This window comes from Senegalimassilia sp. (assembly GCF_977052095.1).
Genome location: NZ_CDRSTZ010000005.1, coordinates 41358 through 58239, shown reverse-complemented (window position 1 = coordinate 58239; position 16882 = coordinate 41358). Strand labels below are relative to the sequence as shown.

The 16882-nt window shown below is 63.1% G+C and carries 15 protein-coding genes; 10 read left to right on the top strand and 5 right to left on the bottom strand.

Translation table 11 applies throughout. The features are described 5' to 3' along the window. Positions 1–59 precede the first annotated feature (59 nt). From ACWI6D_RS01975 to ACWI6D_RS01930, 10 genes are all read left to right on the top strand, one after another. Positions 60–2369, top strand: a complete 2310-nt coding sequence (locus tag ACWI6D_RS01975; RefSeq protein ID WP_449133475.1) for an ATP-binding SpoIIE family protein phosphatase — start codon at positions 60–62, stop codon at positions 2367–2369. Positions 2370–2395: 26 nt separating this feature from the next. Continuing rightward, positions 2396–2698, top strand: coding sequence for an STAS domain-containing protein (locus tag ACWI6D_RS01970; protein WP_129423244.1), 303 nt, complete (start codon positions 2396–2398; stop codon positions 2696–2698). A 9-nt stretch (positions 2699–2707) separates the two neighbouring features. Further along, a complete protein-coding gene (locus tag ACWI6D_RS01965; RefSeq protein WP_449133474.1) occupies positions 2708–4489 on the top strand; it encodes a GH3 auxin-responsive promoter family protein in 1782 nt (593 codons plus the stop codon). 6 nt (positions 4490–4495) lie between these two features. Then, positions 4496–6331 carry an MATE family efflux transporter gene (locus tag ACWI6D_RS01960; protein WP_449133473.1) on the top strand — a complete coding sequence of 612 codons (1836 nt, stop codon included), beginning with the start codon at positions 4496–4498 and terminating at the stop codon, positions 6329–6331. A 250-nt stretch (positions 6332–6581) separates the two neighbouring features. Continuing rightward, positions 6582–7493 (top strand): molybdate ABC transporter substrate-binding protein, encoded by a 912-nt coding sequence (locus ACWI6D_RS01955; protein ID WP_449133472.1) that lies wholly within the window; start codon positions 6582–6584, stop codon positions 7491–7493. A 101-nt stretch (positions 7494–7594) separates the two neighbouring features. Next, complete coding sequence (gene modB / locus ACWI6D_RS01950; RefSeq protein WP_449133471.1) at positions 7595–9034, top strand: molybdate ABC transporter permease subunit; 1440 nt, start codon at positions 7595–7597, stop codon at positions 9032–9034. A 3-nt stretch (positions 9035–9037) separates the two neighbouring features. Beyond that, on the top strand, positions 9038–10162 hold the full coding sequence (locus ACWI6D_RS01945; RefSeq protein ID WP_449133470.1) for a sulfate/molybdate ABC transporter ATP-binding protein: 1125 nt from the start codon (positions 9038–9040) through the stop codon (positions 10160–10162). Positions 10163–10453: 291 nt separating this feature from the next. Then, positions 10454–11470: a GTP 3',8-cyclase MoaA gene (gene moaA / locus ACWI6D_RS01940; RefSeq protein WP_288284336.1), complete on the top strand. Its 1017-nt coding sequence runs from the start codon at positions 10454–10456 to the stop codon at positions 11468–11470. Positions 11471–11744: 274 nt separating this feature from the next. Then, positions 11745–12245, top strand: coding sequence for a cyclic pyranopterin monophosphate synthase MoaC (gene moaC, locus ACWI6D_RS01935; RefSeq protein ID WP_129423237.1), 501 nt, complete (start codon positions 11745–11747; stop codon positions 12243–12245). Next, the gene (locus ACWI6D_RS01930; protein ID WP_449133469.1) at positions 12233–13159 is read left to right on the top strand and encodes a diacylglycerol/lipid kinase family protein; all 927 of its coding nucleotides are present in this window, start codon (positions 12233–12235) and stop codon (positions 13157–13159) included. The genes moaC and ACWI6D_RS01930 overlap by 13 nt, the downstream gene beginning before the upstream one ends. 145 nt (positions 13160–13304) lie before the next feature. Here the strand turns inward: ACWI6D_RS01930 and ACWI6D_RS01925 are convergent, their stop codons facing one another. From ACWI6D_RS01925 to ACWI6D_RS01905, 5 genes are all read right to left on the bottom strand, one after another. Then, positions 13305–13874: a VanZ family protein gene (locus tag ACWI6D_RS01925; RefSeq protein ID WP_449133468.1), complete on the bottom strand. Its 570-nt coding sequence runs from the start codon at positions 13872–13874 to the stop codon at positions 13305–13307. A 226-nt stretch (positions 13875–14100) separates the two neighbouring features. Then, the gene (gene ribH, locus ACWI6D_RS01920; protein WP_288284332.1) at positions 14101–14568 is read right to left on the bottom strand and encodes a 6,7-dimethyl-8-ribityllumazine synthase; all 468 of its coding nucleotides are present in this window, start codon (positions 14566–14568) and stop codon (positions 14101–14103) included. 87 nt (positions 14569–14655) lie between these two features. Then, positions 14656–15861, bottom strand: a complete 1206-nt coding sequence (locus ACWI6D_RS01915) for a bifunctional 3,4-dihydroxy-2-butanone-4-phosphate synthase/GTP cyclohydrolase II (protein WP_449133467.1) — start codon at positions 15859–15861, stop codon at positions 14656–14658. A gap of 26 nt (positions 15862–15887) precedes the next feature. Next, positions 15888–16565, bottom strand: a complete 678-nt coding sequence (locus tag ACWI6D_RS01910; protein ID WP_449133466.1) for a riboflavin synthase — start codon at positions 16563–16565, stop codon at positions 15888–15890. Further along, positions 16547–16882, bottom strand: a 336-nt coding sequence (locus ACWI6D_RS01905) for a RibD family protein (protein WP_449133465.1), incomplete at its 5' end; no start/stop codon positions are given. The genes ACWI6D_RS01905 and ACWI6D_RS01910, both read right to left, overlap by 19 nt.

The following is a 16882-nucleotide window of genomic DNA, read 5'->3' as shown; positions in this document are numbered from 1 at the left end:
GTATAGTAAGGGTGAAAAACGCGATGGACGTTTTCGGCGAGCAGATGCGGGGGAAGGCAATGGGTTCGGTTCAACCGAAAGACTATGCAACGCCTGGGCCTGCCTCTTCCGACGAGGCGGAAGGTGCAAGCCCCTGTGCGCCCGAAAATGCTCCGGCGGCGCACGCTCGGCGAACCTGGAAGCACTCGTTGGGCATCGGCGTTGCTTGCTTTATCGTGTATCTGGTAATCCTCGAAGCCTTTCTTGCCGTCCCTCAGTTCAACGACATCGTGCAGGTGCGCCCGGCATCGGCGTTTGGCCCGGTGCTCGGCCTATTCTTCGGCCTGCCGGGCATTCTTGGCTGCGCGGCGGCGAACCTGGTGTCCGACATTCTGCACGAAGGCGCCACGCCCTTCATGCTTGCGGGTTACTTCGTTATACAGATTATGTACAACGGCTTGCCGCGTTGGGTGTGGTACGCCGTCAATCGCAAGAGCGCGCGCCCGTATCCGCGGTTCGATTCGGCGTCGAAAACGGCGCTGTACATGGCACTTGCCCTGGTGGACAGCGCATGCGTCAACATGGCGGTGTATCTGTTCGTGGGCGCCTCGCCCGAGTCGGGCCCTGCGTTCGCCATGCGCGGGCTTAACAACGTGTGGATGCTGCTGTACGTTGGCTTGCCGCTGCTGTACGTGCTTGAGCGCAGTCCACTGACGCCAACCGCGCCGCATTGGATTCATGTCCCGTATCGCAACACCACGGAAGCGAACCTCACGCAGCGTTTCGTTATCACGTTTGTGGTGGCTTCGGCGCTGTTGCTGCTTGGCATCTCGCTGGTCATCATCTTCTTCGCGTCGGACGACGAGGAGAGTTTCCAGACGGTCGTGTACACCATGTACTTCGAGGTTGCGCTGCTGACGCTGCCCATTTTCCTGCCCATGTTCGCGTTCCTGCATTTCCTGGAGCGCCGCTTCACGCGTCCGATCGAGGTGCTTGCCCACGACCAGCAAACATTCATCGAACGCATGGAAACCGACGTTGAGCAGGGGCGTCGCGACACGCTCATCGCGGTGGACGAACGCGGCACGATGCCGCGCTACGAAATCGCGGACCTGTTCGAGTCCACGAACAAGATGCGCCGCGACATGGTGGGGTTTATCGAGCGCCTGTACAACGTCACGGCCGAGCGCCAACGTGCGGCCACCGAGCTTGACGTGGCGAAGCAGATTCAGATGAGCGCCGTGCCGCATGATTTCGATTCGTTCACGGAACGCTTCGCGCTTGATATCGCCGGCTTCATGCGCCCGGCGCGCGAGGTGGGCGGCGACTTCTACGACGTGTTCGAAGTGGGCGAGCACGGTGTGGCGTTCGTCATTGGCGACGTGTCGGGCAAAGGCGTGCCCGCCGCGCTGTTCATGATGCGCGCGCAAAGCCTGCTGCGCCAATACCTGCTGGAAACCGAGGACCTGGGCACGGCATTTACCCTGGCCAACCGCCAGTTGTGCGAGCGCAACGACGCCATGCTGTTCGTGACGGCGTTCGCGTGCGTTGTTGACACGACCACTGGCGAAGTGCGCTATGCGAACGCGGGCCACAATCCGCCCGTGCTCAAGCAAAACGGCCGTCTGAGTTATCTGACGTGCCGCCCGGGGCTGGTGCTTGGCGCCATGGACGTGGTGAAGTATAGCGAGGGAAGCTTCACGTGCAGCCCCGGCGACGGGTTGCTGCTGTACACCGATGGCGTGTCGGAAGCCGCCGATGAGCACGAGCAGCTGTACGGCGAAGAGCGCTTGCTGCAAACGCTTGCCGCCTTGGACGCCGCTGCGCAAACCGGCGCTGCGGCGGCGGGCGGCGCCCCGCGCGGATCGTCTGCCCAGGCGGCAGTGGATGCCCTGGCCGCAAGCGTGGACGCATTTGCAGGCAACGCGCCGCAAGCCGACGACATCACCATGCTGGCGTTCCGCTGGAATCTGCCCATCGCAAGCCTGACGCTGCCGGCGCAAGACGAGCAGCTGGACAACCTGTTCGCATTCCTGGAGCCTTTGTGCGAAGGCGAAGGTCGCACGCCGAAGCTGCTGGCGCAGATGATGCTGGTGTGCGAGGAGATATTCGTCAACATCTGCCATTACGGCTTCCCCGACGGCCAGCCGCGCTTGCCGGTGGACATCGAGGTTGCCGTCGACGAGCGCGCCGGCTGCCTGCACTTGGTGTTCAGCGACCAGGGCATAGCCTACGACCCTCTGTCGCACGATCCGAAGAAGGTAGACCCCACCGATGAGCAGCGCAAAGGCGGCCTGGGCATCTTACTTATGCGCAAATACATGGACGACTTGCGCTACACGCGCGCCGATGGCCGCAACATCTTACGTATGACGAAGCGATTCGTGTAACCATCTACCGTCGAGAAAGGACCCCTATGGAAATCAAGGCAACGAAAAACGGCGAGGCGCTTGAGGTGGCCCTGTCCGGCCGCCTGGATACGAACACGTCCCCCGAGCTTGAGGCGTACCTGAAGGAAAACCTCGCAGGCGTCACCAACTTGGCCATCGACCTGATCGATGTGCAGTACGTCTCGAGCGCCGGTCTGCGCGTGTTCCTGTTCGCGCACAAGGAGCTGGCGAAGGTGGGCAGCGGCCTTACGCTGCGCCATCCCAACGAGTACATCGCCGATGTGCTCGACGCCACCGGCTTCACCGAGATCTTGACGGTCGAACAGTAAGGGGCGGCTATGGCGCATGACGAGAAGATCGCGGAACTGACCAGCAACGATGCGCGTAGCGAGCAGCCTGCGGCGGCAGCGCCCGCGCAGATGCCCGATGTGGCGACGCTGCGCGCCATGATGCACGAGCGCCAATATACGGCGGGCAAGGCCCTTGAGCAGCAGCTTGAGGCCGACGTGCTGCATGCGCGCGAGGTGCAGGAAGAGCTGCTGTTCGAGATGATCGAGGCGAACAAGGACACGCCGTTCGGTCGCGAGCACGACTTCGCGAACATAAAGACGGTCGAAGAATTCAAGGCCCGCGTCCCGTTCACCACGTACGACGACTATGCCGGCTATATCTACGAGGTGATGGAGCACGGAACGCGCGGCGTGGTGACCACCGAGGAGATCGTGCATTTCAACGAGACCTCGGGCACCATGGGCAACCCCAAGGGCATTCCCTATACCAAGCGCATGGCGGAAATCCTCATGGGCTACTCGGGCGCGTACACCTATTACCGCAGCTACGTGGGCGCGGGCGAGGGCCTGGCCGGCGGTCGTATGCTCACGCTCATCGAAAGCCACTACGACACGCTGAAAAGCGGCATCTCGTTCGGGTCTCTGTCGTGCAAGGCCATTGCCGAAGGCCGTCCGTACTTGGCGGCAACCACCACCAGCCCCGACGAGGCCGTGTTCACCAAGCCTGGCACCGACACGCGCTATCTGCACGCGCGTTTCGCCATCGAGGAGCGCGACATCCGCGATATCTCTTCGGTGTTCATCACCGGCGTGCTCGATCTGATGCGCTACATCGAGGACAGCTGGGAGCTGCTCGTGTGCGACATCGAGTGCGGCACCATCGACCCCTCGATTCAGATGCCGGCCGACGTGCGCGCCGCGCTGGAAGCGCGCATCAAGCCGAACCCCGAGCGCGCCGCCGAGCTTCGCGCCATCTTCGAGCGCGGCTTCGACGAACCCATTACGCCCGCCATGTGGCCGAATCTGCTGGTCATCCGCAGTGTCGCTGGCGGCGGCTTCGCGCCCTACACCCAGCGTTTGCGCCGCTTCATCGGCAACGACGTGCACATCCTCTACACCGGTTACAGCGCATCGGAAGGTGCCTTCTCGGTGCCGTTTGAGCTGGATAATCCCGCCAGCGTGCTGCTGCCTCGCAGCGTGTACTTCGAGTTCGTGCCGGTCGACGATCCCGATTACAGCCATACGCTCGGCGTCGAGGACCTGGAAGAAGGCCACGACTACGAGGTCATCATCACGAGCCGTTCGGGCTTCTACCGCTATAAGATGCGCGACGCCATCCGCTGCGTAGGCCACAAGGGCACCATGCCCACGATGGAGTTCCTCTTCCGCCTGGACCAGACGGTGAACATGCATGGCGAGAAGACCACGGAGATGGTGCTGCGCAAGGTGGCCGACAAGGTTGCCGAGCGTGCGGGCCTTGACCTGGTCGATTTCAGCGTGTATCCCAACGTCGATCACCATCCGGCGCGCTACGAGTACCTGTTCGAGTTCTATCACGCTGACCACGCGGCCATCGACCTGGCCGAACTGTCGCGCATCACCGACGAGGAGCTGCGCGCGGGCAACTACGACGTGGACTACATGACCGAAGACGGCACGTTTGCGCCCGCCGTTGCGCGTGTGCTGCAGGACGAGACGAATCAGCTGTGGCGCGACATGCGCGTCATGCACGGCAAGGCCCCGAACCAGATCAAGCCGGTGCACATCATCGACACCGAGCAGAAGCGGCGCTTCTTCTTCGCGCTCATAGACGGGGAAATCGAAGGGTAGGAAACCATGGGGGCGCAAACCGAGAACAGCGAGCTTATCAAGCGGACGTTCGGCAAATACCTTGCCATGTCCATCCTCATCACGTTGTCGGCAACGCTCGGCATGATGATCGACAACGTCATCGCCGGCAACTTGTTGGGGTCGGGCGCGGTGGCCGCCATCGGCATGTCGCTGTCCGTGTTCATGCTGTTCTCGGGGTGCGCCGGCATCCTTGAGACGGGCGCGGTGGCCCTGTGCGCCCGGGCGCTTGGCAACCGCGACGCCGAGCGCGTGAACGTGCTGTTCAGCGTGTCGCTGTTCGCGGCGGTGGTCGTGGGCGTGGCGCTGTCGGTAGGCGGCGTGACCGGTGCCGATGCGCTGGCCACGTTGCTGGGCGCCGCGTCGGGGCAGCTGCGCGCTGACACGGCGGCGTACTTGAGCGGCATCTGCTCCGGCGCGTTCGCCATCGTGCTGCTGCAGCTGCTCATGGGCTTCACGCGCCTGGACAACGCGCCGCAGCTGGGCATCGTGGCCATCGTCGGCATGAGCGTATGCGATGTGGTGTTCAACCTGATAGCGGTTTGCGTGCTTGACCTGGGCCTGCGCGGCATGGGGCTGGCTACGGCGCTGGCGTACTGCGTGGCGGTTGGCGTGTGCTGCACGCATTTCGCCAGCAAGGGCAATACGCTGCGGTGGGTGAACCCCTTGCCGCATGTGCGTCAGCTCGGCGGCGTGCTGAAAACGGGCCTGCCCGATTCGCTCACGCGCGCCACCGTCATGCTGCGCACGTTCGTGTTCAACTGGCTGCTGCTCGTGGTCGCCTCGTCCGCCGCAGTGGCGGCGCTGTCCATGCTGTCGTCGGTGAACTCGTTCGCCTCGTCGGTGACCATCGGCGTGGGTCAGACGGCCACGCTTTTATGCGGCATCTTCTTCGGCGAAGAAGACCGTGCGGCGCTGAAGGGCACGCTGCGCACCGGCATGCGCATGGGGCTGGTGCTCTCGTGCGCGTTGTGCGCGGCGGTATTCGCATTCGCGCCGGAAGTAGTGGGGCTGTTCGGGCTGGAAGGCGACGCCGAGGCGTTCGGCGTGGTGGCCGTCCGCGCGTTCATCCTGTGCGTGCCTATCGACTTGATCAATCAGCTGTTCGTCAACTACTACCAGGGCACGGGCAACGTGCGCGCCGCAAGCGCCATCGCGGTAGGGCAATCGGGCCTGTTCGCGGTGCTGTTCGCGCTCGGCACCGTGTGGTTCTGGGGTGCCACGGCGGTGTGGGCGTCGTTTTTGGTGGGCGAGGCCATCACGCTGGCGTTGCAGCTGATCGTGGCCTGCGTGCTGTGGAGGCGCAGAGGTGGCGCCGCGGGCGCGCCTGGCGAGGCAAGCGAAGACGCGGTGGCGAACGCTTCTGGTAGGGTGACCCTGCTAGACAAGATGATGTACCTGCCGGCGGGGTTTCAGGCGGATTGGCGTGCATCTGCGTCGTTTACGTGCAAACCCACCAACGAAGGCGTGGTTGCCTGCTCGCAGCAGGTGGCGCAATGGTGCGAGCAGCACGAGGTGGACGGGCGACGGTGCTATCTGGTGCCGCTGGCGGTTGAGGAGATGGCCGGCAACGCAGTTGCGCACGGCTTCGCCAAAACGAAGCACCCGGCCATTGACGTGAAGCTTATCCTGAAGCGCGATGGCACGCTTGTGCTGCGCCTGCGCGACAACGGCACGGCGTTCAACCCTATGGACCTGGACCTTTCGGCGGTCGACGAGTGCTCGGCTGTGGGCATTCGCATGCTGCGCCAAGGCGTGCGCGGTGTGGAGTACCAGAATACGGTGGGCCTGAACAACGTGGTGATCACGCTGCCGGGCGCATAGCTGCCTTTTCCGCAACTGTTGAGTGCGGGCGAAAGCAACGCGAAAGGCCGGTGACCTGCTGTGCAGGCGCCGGCCTTTTCGTTTGTTTACCTGCAAGCTTGTATTCATACTAAAATAATTCTCAAAAGGGTATTATTCCCAATTGACGAGCATACCGGTTTGCGAATACTATAGTCATCAACGCATAAAGCGCATCGCCGCTGCGTGCGCATTTAGGGAGCAATCCAACAACAGGTAAGAAAGGGAAGCAATGAAGAAGCAACTTCGCGTTGTGATCGCGTCCGTGTGCGCGTTCGCGATGGTCGGTGCTTTCGCTCTGACCGGCTGCTCGTCTAACAACAGCAGCTCTACGGAGCAGAAGCCCGACACCACGCAGACCGAGCAGGCTGCCGACAACAACAAGGAGCAGGTCGAGCTGCAGGTGTTCGCCGCTAACTCGCTGTCGAAGGCTATGGAAGAGGTTGAGGCCGCCTACATCGCCGACGGTCACACCAACGTGTCTTTCGCCGACACGCAGTACAAGGCTTCCGGCGAGCTCAACGAGATGCTGGGCGCCGGTTCCTACGCTGACCTGCTGATCAGCGCTTCGAAGGGTTCTATGGACACCGCTGCGGAGAAGGGCTACGTTGACAGCTCCACGCGCGTCGACATGTTCAAGAACGACCTCGTGATGGTTTCCAAGGAGGGCACCGACCTCAAGGACGTCACGCTGCAGGACATCGCTGACGGCAAGTACACGTTCTGCGTGGGCGACGAGTCCGTGCCGGCCGGCAACTACGCCTGCCAGTCCCTGTCCACCGTGGGTGTGTACCTGCCGCCGGCGTCCGACGAGGGCAAGACGGGCAAGGACATCTCCGGCAAGGGCGGCACCTTCGCTGACGGCTACGCTCCGGTTCTCGACACCTCCGTGGGCAACGTGTGCAAGCATGCGCAATCCGGCGACGTTGACGTTGCGTTCGTGTACACCTCCGACGTGTACCGCTTCGGCGGTGTGCAGATCGTGGGCACCGTGCCGGCTGACACGCACAAGAACATCGTGTACCCCGGCGCCGTCACCTCGAACTGCAAGAACACCGAGGCCACCCAGGAATTCCTGGATTGGTGCCTGAGCAGCGACAAGGCGCAGGAGATTTGGCAGAAGTGGGGCTTCGAGCTGGCCTAAGCTTTTAAGCTTTGCGGCTTGAGCACGCTGTCTCAACAACAAACGCATGGGAGGGGATGGGCTGATTGCGGCCCATCCTCTTATCGCCTAAGGATGGTTTTATGACCAAAAGGGGAAAACGCGCGAAGCGGTTTATCGCAAGCCTTGCTGTGGCTTGCGCGCTTGCTTTCGCTGCGGCGTTGCCCGCCCTCGCCGACGATGCGCTCGGCGATGTGGATACGCCGGCGGCAGGTGCGAAGGCGCAAACGTCCGCTGCATCCGGCGCGCAGTCGTCGGGCGAGGTGGACACGTCGGCGGTGCAGGTGTCGAAAGACGGGGATGCCGCCGCGCTTGACGGCAGCAGTTTTGCGATAAGCGATTTCTCGCGAGCGCAGAAGGGGTCCAACCGCAGCATAGACGGGGAATATCGCGGCTATGCGTATCTGATCGGCCAGGGCTCGGGTCAGGTGGCGCAGCTTGTTGCCGTTGATGATTACGTGGTGGCCTACATTCCGCAGAAGATGGCGCAGGAGCGCAGCATCGATTTTTCCGATTCGCAAACCGTCGATACGTTGAAAAAGCTGTTCTGCGCGCTTGATGCGGGGCGGTCGTCGGGTTCGGTGCCGCTGACCAGCATTTCCACGTGGTATTTCACCACGCAGCAAACTTACGCGGTGCGTGCGGTTCGCTTCCAGTTCGACCAGGACATATCCGGCAAAACATATGCGCTGGTCATCGGCACCGATGGCAGCGACGTCACCGACAGCGAGAATGCGAACTACGCCAAGCCGTCGTTTGCCGACTTCGGCGCCATCGCGCCTGCCGACTCGGTTACCATCACGGCTGCTCCCACGGGTCTGGCCGCTATGAGCGAGTTTTTGCAGAACCTTGATTGGAGCCCGCTGTGGGTAAGTTTGCGCACCACGGGCATCGCCATCGTGTTCATCGTCATCCTGGGGCTGTTGGCGGCGTACTTCTGCCTGAACCTCAGCTCGCGTGCGAAAAGCATCTTCGACGCTATCTTCACCATCCCCATGGTGCTGCCGCCTACCGTGTGCGGCTTCATCCTGCTGTTCGCGTGCGGCTCGAACACGGCGTTCGGCCGGTTCTGGATAGAGACAGGCTTCCCGCTCATCTTCAGCCCTGCGGCGTGCGTCATCGCCGCGGTGGTGGTGGCGTTCCCCCTTATGTACCGCAACGCGCTCGGCGCGTTCGAAAGCCTTGACCGCAACATGCTCGATGCCGCCCGCACGCTGGGCTGGTCGAACGCGAAGATCTTCGTGCGCCTGATGCTGCCGCTTTCGTGGTCGAGCATTGCTGCCGGCATGGTGCTGGCGTTCGCGCGCGCCCTGGGCGAGTTCGGCGCCACGCTGTTCATGGCGGGCAATTACGTGGGCATCACGCGCACCATCCCCATTGCCATCTACTTCGAGTGGATGAACGGCAACAGCGACGTCGCCTGGTTCTGGACGGCCGTTATCATCGTGTTCTCCCTGGTGGTCATCGTGTTCATCAACCTGTGGAGCGGGCACACCACCAAGTACCGCAAACGTTCGGAGTAAATCATGAGCCTTGAAGTAGACATCGAGAAGAAGTTCAAAGGGTTCCATCTGCAGTCGCAGTTCACCGCGGGCGACGAGACGATGGGGCTTCTGGGCGCATCGGGCTGCGGCAAAAGTCTGACGATGCGCTCTATCGCCGGCATTGAGCGTCCGGACGCGGGCAAGATCGTGGTCAACGGCACGGTGTTCTTCGACCGCGCGCCGGGCAAAAAAGCGCGCGTGGACCTGACACCGCAGCAGCGCAAAACCGCCCTGCTGTTCCAGAATTACATGCTGTTCCCCAACCTGACGGTGGCGCAGAACGTGGCAGCCGGCATTTCGAAGGACGTGTCGCCGGCCGACCGCGACGCCATGGTGCAGGCCGAGCTCAAGCGCTTCGGCCTGTCGGGCTTCGAGAAGCGCTATCCCGTGCAGCTTTCGGGCGGCCAACAGCAGCGCGTGGCGCTTGCCCGCATGCTGGCGGCGCGTCCGGGCATTTTGATGCTTGACGAGCCGTTTTCCGCGCTCGACGCGCACCTGAAAAGCGTGCTCGAGCAGAACCTGGTCAGCCTGTTCGACGCGTTCCGCGGCACTATCTTGTACGTGTCGCACGACATCGACGAGGCGTTGCGCTTCTGCGACCGCATCGCCGTGGTGGAGGCCGGCCACATCATGGAGATGGGCACGGGCGAGGACTTGGTGAACCGCCCGCAAAGTCAGGCGGGCATCAAGCTTTCGGGCTGCAAAAACGCCACGCCGGTCGAGCGCGTGGACGCCCGCCGCGTATGGCTGCCGAAGTGGGGCGTTGAGGTGGAAACGGCCGCTGACGTGCCCGAAGGCGTGAAGTGCCTTGGCGTGCGCGCGTTTTTCCTCGAGCGCGCCGACGGGCCGGGGCGCAACTGCTTCCGCATGCGCGTCGACCGCGTCAGCGACTCGCGTTTCGAGCGCACGGTGCTTTTGGGCTTCTGCGACCGCAGCGAGAAGGCGGCTCCTGCCGTCGAGCGCACGGAAGATGAGATGAAGTACCTGCACCAGCACCTGTTCTGGCGCGTGGACAAGCTGAAGGTGGATGCCGCGCACTTGCCGCACGAGGGCGAGGAAGTGTGGATTCGCATTCCCGACGACAAGCTGTACCTGGTTGAGAAATAGGCAGCGAAGGCTTTGCGTGTAAGCGACGGCCTCCCGTTTCTTGGACACGATTGCGGCGGCCCGAGGCGGGAGGCTTTCGCTTTTCGTGGGCTGCGGGCGTGGATGTGGCTGGCGTTGTCTGGGCGGTGGTTGGCGGTTGAGGGCCTGTTTGCGAGGCGATTCGTGCGCTTCGCCGTTCGCTTCGGTGGGCGGTTGCGTTGATTCGGCGAGCAGCGTGTGGCAACTGTTACCCTCAAGGGCGCATTCGGCGCGCTCGTGGTACACTGAGGGCTCGAAATGAGAGGGGCTTTCATGAAGGACGGACACGGTCGCACCATCGATTACCTGCGCATATCGCTGACGGACCGCTGCAATTACCGCTGCATCTACTGCATGCCCGAGCAGGGCGTGGAATCCATGTGCCATACCGACATCTTGCGCATCGAGGAGATTGCGCAGGTGGTGCGCGCGTTCGCGAAGCTGGGCATCCGCAGCGTGCGCCTGACCGGCGGCGAGCCGCTGGTGCGCAAAGGCGTGGTTGACCTGGTGCGCGACATCAACGAAACGCCGGGCATCAAGAATATCTCGCTGACCACGAACGGCGTGCTGCTGCCGCGCATGGCCGATCAGCTGCGTGAGGCGGGGCTTTCGCGCGTGAACATCTCGCTGGACACGCTTGACGCCGAGCAGTTCCACTTCATCACGCGGCGCGGGCAGCTGCAAGAGGCGCTTGACGGCATCGACGCGGCGCTTGCGGCGGGCTTCAACCCTGTGAAAATCAACGCCGTGGCCGTGCGCCAGCTGAATCAGGACTACTTGGCATTCGCAAAGCTGTCCATCGATCGCCCGCTGCATGTGCGCTTCATCGAGTATATGCCCGTGGGCGAAAGCTCGGGTTCGGACGGTTGCGGTTGGGGCCCCGACGACGTTATCTCGTGCGAAGAGCTGCACGAGCGCATCAACAAGGCCGCCCGTGCCGAAGGGCTGCCCGAGCTGGTGCCGGCCGGGCAGCATCAGCCGCTAGGTTGGGGCCCGGCGCGCTATTTCGAGTTCCCCGGTGCAAAGGGAACGGTTGGGTTTATCAGCCCCATGAGCAGGCATTTCTGCGGGGAATGCAATCGTATGCGCTTAACGGCCGACGGCAAGCTGCGCCCGTGTTTGTTCAGCGATCGCGAATACGACGTGCGCAGCGTGCTGCGCAGCGGAAAGTCGGAAGCGGAAATCGAGCAGGACCTGGCCGACGTGTTCCGCCTGGCGCTAGGCGCAAAGCCCGACGACCACGACGACATCACGGGCACGGAACGCCGCATGAGCCAAATCGGCGGCTAAGCGGTTCCGTTTGCCTGCCGGCAAACGGATTGGCTCGACGCTGCGGCCGCCCGTGGCACGCCGTCTTCGCGCGAACCTGAAGGCTCGCGTGCCAAAGTACGCTTCGCCTTCACGTTCCCACGAATACGACGCACCACAGGCGCCCTCGCTGACTTTGGTGGCGTCCCTGAGGTTTTGATTAGTGGGACAAAGGGACAGTCCCTTTGTCCCACTAGTAGGAGTAAGCTGCGAAGCGATAAGACTTCGATCGGTTTTCGTTTTTAGGAGAACAGCTATGACTGAGCAGCAGCATTTGACGCATATCGACGAGAAGGGCGACGTGCGCATGGTGGACGTGTCCGATAAGGACATCACGAAGCGCGTGGCCGTGGCCGAGGGCTTCATCAGCATGCATCCCGACACGTTGGCGCTGATCGTCGAGGGCAAAGCGGCGAAGGGCGACGTGCTGGCGTGCGCGCGCGTGGCGGGCGTGATGGCCGCAAAGCAAACGAGCACGCTGATTCCCATGTGCCATCCGCTGAACATCACGAAGGCGAAGGTGGAGTGCGAGCCGGTGCACGAAGGCCAGCGCGAGGACGGCCGCGTGGGCATCCATGTGACCACCACCACGGGCGTCACGGGCAAAACGGGCATCGAGATGGAGGCGCTGACCGCGGCAAGCGTGGCGTGCCTGACCATTTACGATATGTGCAAAGCGGTTGACCGCGGCATGGAGATCATGGACGTGCGCCTGCTGCTGAAAGACGGCGGCAAGACGGGCCTGTGGAAGAGGTAGGAGCCTTGTCTTTGCTGGGGCGGGTGTTGTTGATTGCGAATCCGGCTGCGCAAAGCGGGGCGGGGGATGCGGCGGCTGATCGGGCGGCCGAGTTGCTGCGCGCTGCGCTGGGCGCCGATGCGGTAACGGTTGCGCGCACGGCGGGGCCGCGTCATGCGTGCGCGCTTGCGAAGGCGGCTGACGGGGCCGACACCGTGGTGGCGCTTGGCGGCGACGGCGCTATCCACGAGGTGGTGAACGGCCTGATGGCGCTGCCTGTTGCTGCGCGTCCGCGGCTTGGCGTGATTCCCGTGGGCTCCGGCAACGACTATGCGCGTGCTCTGGGCATTCCGGCGCAGGTTGACAAAGCTTGCGCGCGTCTGCTGCACGCGAAGGCGCGCCCTGTTGATATCGGCTGCGTCAACGGTGAGTTCTTCGCCGAAACGCTGTCGTTTGGGCTTGACGCCGCTATTGCGCTTGACACCATGGAGCGTCGCAAGCGCACGGGCAAAAGCGGCACGGCGCTGTATATGGCAAGCGGGTTTGACCAGCTGTTCCATCACCTTGATGAGCGCGCTTACCGCTTGCAGCTTGACGATGGCCCGGTTATGCAGGGCGCGTCCATCACGTTCGCCGTGCAGATGGGGCCGTACTACGGCGGAGGCTTCCGCATTTGCCCCGATGCACGTTTGGACGACGGGCTGTTCGACTTGTGCATCAGCAATCCGCCTATCGGGCCAGTGGGTGCTGCGGCTATTTTCCTTCGCGCGAAAAACGGCAACCACGTTTCGTCGCCGCGTATGGAGTTTCACCAGGCGCGCAAGATGCGCGTCGAGTTCGACGAAACGCCGCCCGCGCAGGTGGACGGCGAACGCATCGAGGCAAGCGTGTTCGAGGCCGAAGTGATGCCCGCCGCGCTGCGTGTGCTGCAATAAGCTGCGGTGCGCTAGGCGGGGGCGGGGCAAGCGCCATCAACGATGGAGCTAACGAATCGCCAGCGTTCCATTTTGGTTGCTTCCGCTTCGTTGCTCTGCTCTCGCTTCTGAGAGAAAAAGAGAAGGACCCCGTGGGGTCCTTCGTTTATTTTCGGAGCTTTTTCAGCACGAAGTAGCAGATGAGGGCACCGATAGTAGCGGCTATGGTGTCGACAAGCCAGTCCATGGGGTCGCAGCTGCGTCCGGGGGTGAATATCTGATGGAACTCGTCGGTGACGCCGTACACGCTTGAAAGCGCTGCGGCAATGGCGGGAGCCCATTTCGACAGCGCATCGATGGGCCGGGCCACCAGCAGCGCGCCGGCCGCACCTTCGGGTTTCAGATGGAACCGCAGCGCGTTGGCAAGCGCGGTGCCTAGGGCCAGGTATTCGCAGAAGTGCCCGACGGGGCTCACGTCAACTTCGCGGCCGAAAAGCGCAAGCGCTTGGACGGACAGCCATTCCTTGATTGCCGAGAAAATGCCCGTGTTGTGATCGATGTCGTTGCCGCTGCGGCTGGACATGTAGAAGATGAACGCTAGCATGAAGGCCACGACAATCCAGGAGATGATCGCGGCGGTTTTGCAGGAGAGGTGCCCGGTTTGGGACGACTGCTGGGCCGAGGAGGCAGGTGATGCGTCTTCGGGGTTTTGGGGTTTGATTTTGTCTTTCATCATGCCGATGAGTCTAGCAAAGCGCTTCGGTTGCGGCGGCGCTAACCGAAGCGCTTCACGAAAGGCGCGAATTGCGAAAGTCCCCTTGCCCACAACGAGGCCGGGTGGTGCGGACGGCTGCTGCTTGCCGGACAATCAGTGGCCGCTAGGCTGCGACGTGATTGACGAGCCGCCGAATCGTAAGCTGCGCCGCCCACAACCCTGCGCGCCGCTTGAGCCGCAAGCCCGCTTACAGCTGGCGCAGCACGTTGACCATCTCGATGGCGCCCACGCCGCATTCGAAGCCCTTGTTGCCGGCTTTCGTGCCCGCGCGTTCGATAGCCTGCTCGATGGTGTCGACGGTCAGCACGCCCATCATCACGGGCACGCCCGTTTCCAGCTGCACCTGCGCGATGCCTTTCGACACCTCGTTGCACACCACGTCGTAGTGCGACGTTGCGCCGCGGATGACCGCGCCCAGGCAGATGACCGCGTCGTACTTGCCGCTTGCGGCCATGCGCTTTGCCGTGACGGGAATCTCGAATGCGCCGGGAACCCACGCCGCCGTGACGTCTTCCTCGGGCACGTTGTGACGACGCAGCGCATCCACCGCGCCGCCAAGCAGCTTGGCCGTGATGAACTCGTTGAAGCGGGCGCACACGATGCCCACCTTCATGCCCTCGTTGACAACGTTTCCTTCGATGATGTTGATGGCCATGATGAAATCCTTTCGTTTCGGTATAGGCGTGGCTTATGCGAAGTTGATATGATGTTGCACGAAACACGTACAACATCGGCGTGTAAGCTAGTCTTCCAGATGCTCCAGCAGGTGCCCCATGCGGTGCGCCTTCGTCTGCAGATAGCGGCGGTCGTGCTCCTGCGGGGCAATCTCGATGGGCACGCGCTCGGAAATTTCCAGGTTGAAGCCCGAAAGCCCGTACACCTTGTCGGGGTTGTTCGTAAGCAGGCGTAGCGACTTGCAGCCCAAATTGCGCAGAATCTGCGCGCCGCTCCAGTATTCGCGCAGGTCAGGAGCGAACCCCAGCGCCTCGTTCGCCTCGACGGTGTCAAGCCCCTGCTCCTGCAGCTCATAGGCGCGCAGCTTGTTCATCAGCCCGATGCCGCGGCCTTCCTGGCGCATGTACAGAAGCACGCCGCGCCCTTCGGCCTCGATAGCCGCCAGCGCCGCATGCAGTTGCTCGCCGCAGTCGCAGCGCATCGAGCCGAACACGTCGCCGGTCAGGCACTCGGAATGCACGCGGCACAGCACGTCGCGCCCGTCTCCCAGGTCGCCCTTCACCAGCGCCACGTGCTCTTCGCCGGTGATGTCGTTTACGAACCCGTGCGCGGTGAACGTGCCGAACGCCGTGGGCAGCTGCACGCACGCCTGCTCGTGCATGTGGTTGTCGTGCGTGCGGCACCAGTCTTGCAGTTGCTTGATGGAAACGATAACCAGGTTGCGCTGCCGCGCCAGCTCTATCAGCTCGCTCGTGCGCATCATGGTGCCATCTTCGCGCATGATCTCGCAGCACAGCCCGCACTGCTTCATGCCCGCGTGGCGCATCAAATCGACGGTGGCCTCGGTGTGCCCGTTGCGCTCAAGCACGCCGCCTGCTTTCGCCACCAGGGGAAACATGTGCCCGGGGCGACGGAAATCGCTGGGCTTGGCGTCGGGGTCAACGCACTTCATGGCCGTGATGGAGCGCTCGGCGGCCGAAATGCCCGTGGTGGTGGACACGTGGTCGATGCTGACGGTGAACGCCGTCTCGTGGTTGTCGGTGTTCTCGGAAACCATCTGCTCCAGGTTGAGCTTGTGCGCGATCTCGCTGCTCATCGGCATGCAGATAAGGCCCTTCGCCACGCTGGCCATCAGATTGACGTTTGCCTGGGTGGCGAATTCGGCAGCGCAGATGAGGTCGCCCTCGTTCTCGCGGTCGGGGTCGTCCACCACGATGATGACGTGGCCGGCGCGCAGCTCGTCAAGCGCTTCGGGAATGGTATTCATGCTCATGAGTGAGTCCTTTCAGGTGGGGAAGGCTAGAAGCCGTGTGCGGAAAGATAGGAGAGGGAAAGCGGCGAAGGGGAAGCGGACGCATTCGCTGCTTCGCGTTCTGTTGGCGTTGTACAAGCTCCGTGCAACAATCGTTGAACGTATTTGCCGACCACGTCGTTTTCCAGGTTCACTGCATCGCCGGGTTTGCGGTGCGAAAGCGTTGTCTGCTCGATGGTGTGGGGGATGATGGACACCTCGAACGCGTCGGCGGCAAGCTCGGCCACCGTCAGGCTGATGCCGTCGATGGCCACCGAGCCGCGCTGCACAATCAGCGCCATGATGCTCGCCGGCGCCTCGATGGCGAATCGCACGGCGTTTTGGTCGCGACGGATGCGCCGGATGGTACCCGTGCCGTCGATGTGCCCCGACACGATGTGCCCGCCGAAGCGTCCATCGGCCGCCATGGCGCGCTCAAGGTTCACGGGGCTGCCGGCGCGCAGCGCGCCAAGGTTGGAGTGCGCAAGCGTTTGCGGCATGACGTCGGCGGTGAATCCGGCGGCGGAAACGGTGGTGGCGGTAAGGCACACGCCGTTCACGGCGATGCTGTCGCCGACGTTCGTGCCGGCAAGCACGCGGGTGGCGGCGATTTCCAGCTGGCCCGCGCGGCCGGGTGAGGGCATGCGCACGATGCGCCCGAGCTCCTCTACGATGCCGGTGAACATGGTGCCCCTCCTTCCGCGGCAGACGCGTGCCAATCGTCGGCGGCTTTGCGCGCGATGCGCGTTTGGCTTGCCACGCGCGCGGCGCCCGCAGGTGCGAACATGAGCTTCACGTCGTCGCCGAGCACATCGCTGGTTGCGCGGCCAAGAGCCACGGCGTCGGCCATGCAAGGCGCGCCTTTTCCGGCAACGGGGCTGGGCGCTTCGGCGCCGCCGATGACCTTCGGCGCCACGTACGCTACGGCCTCGTTGACGGCGCCGGCTTCGAAGAACGCCGCCAACACGCCGGCGCCGCCTTCCACCAGCAGCGAGTCGATGCT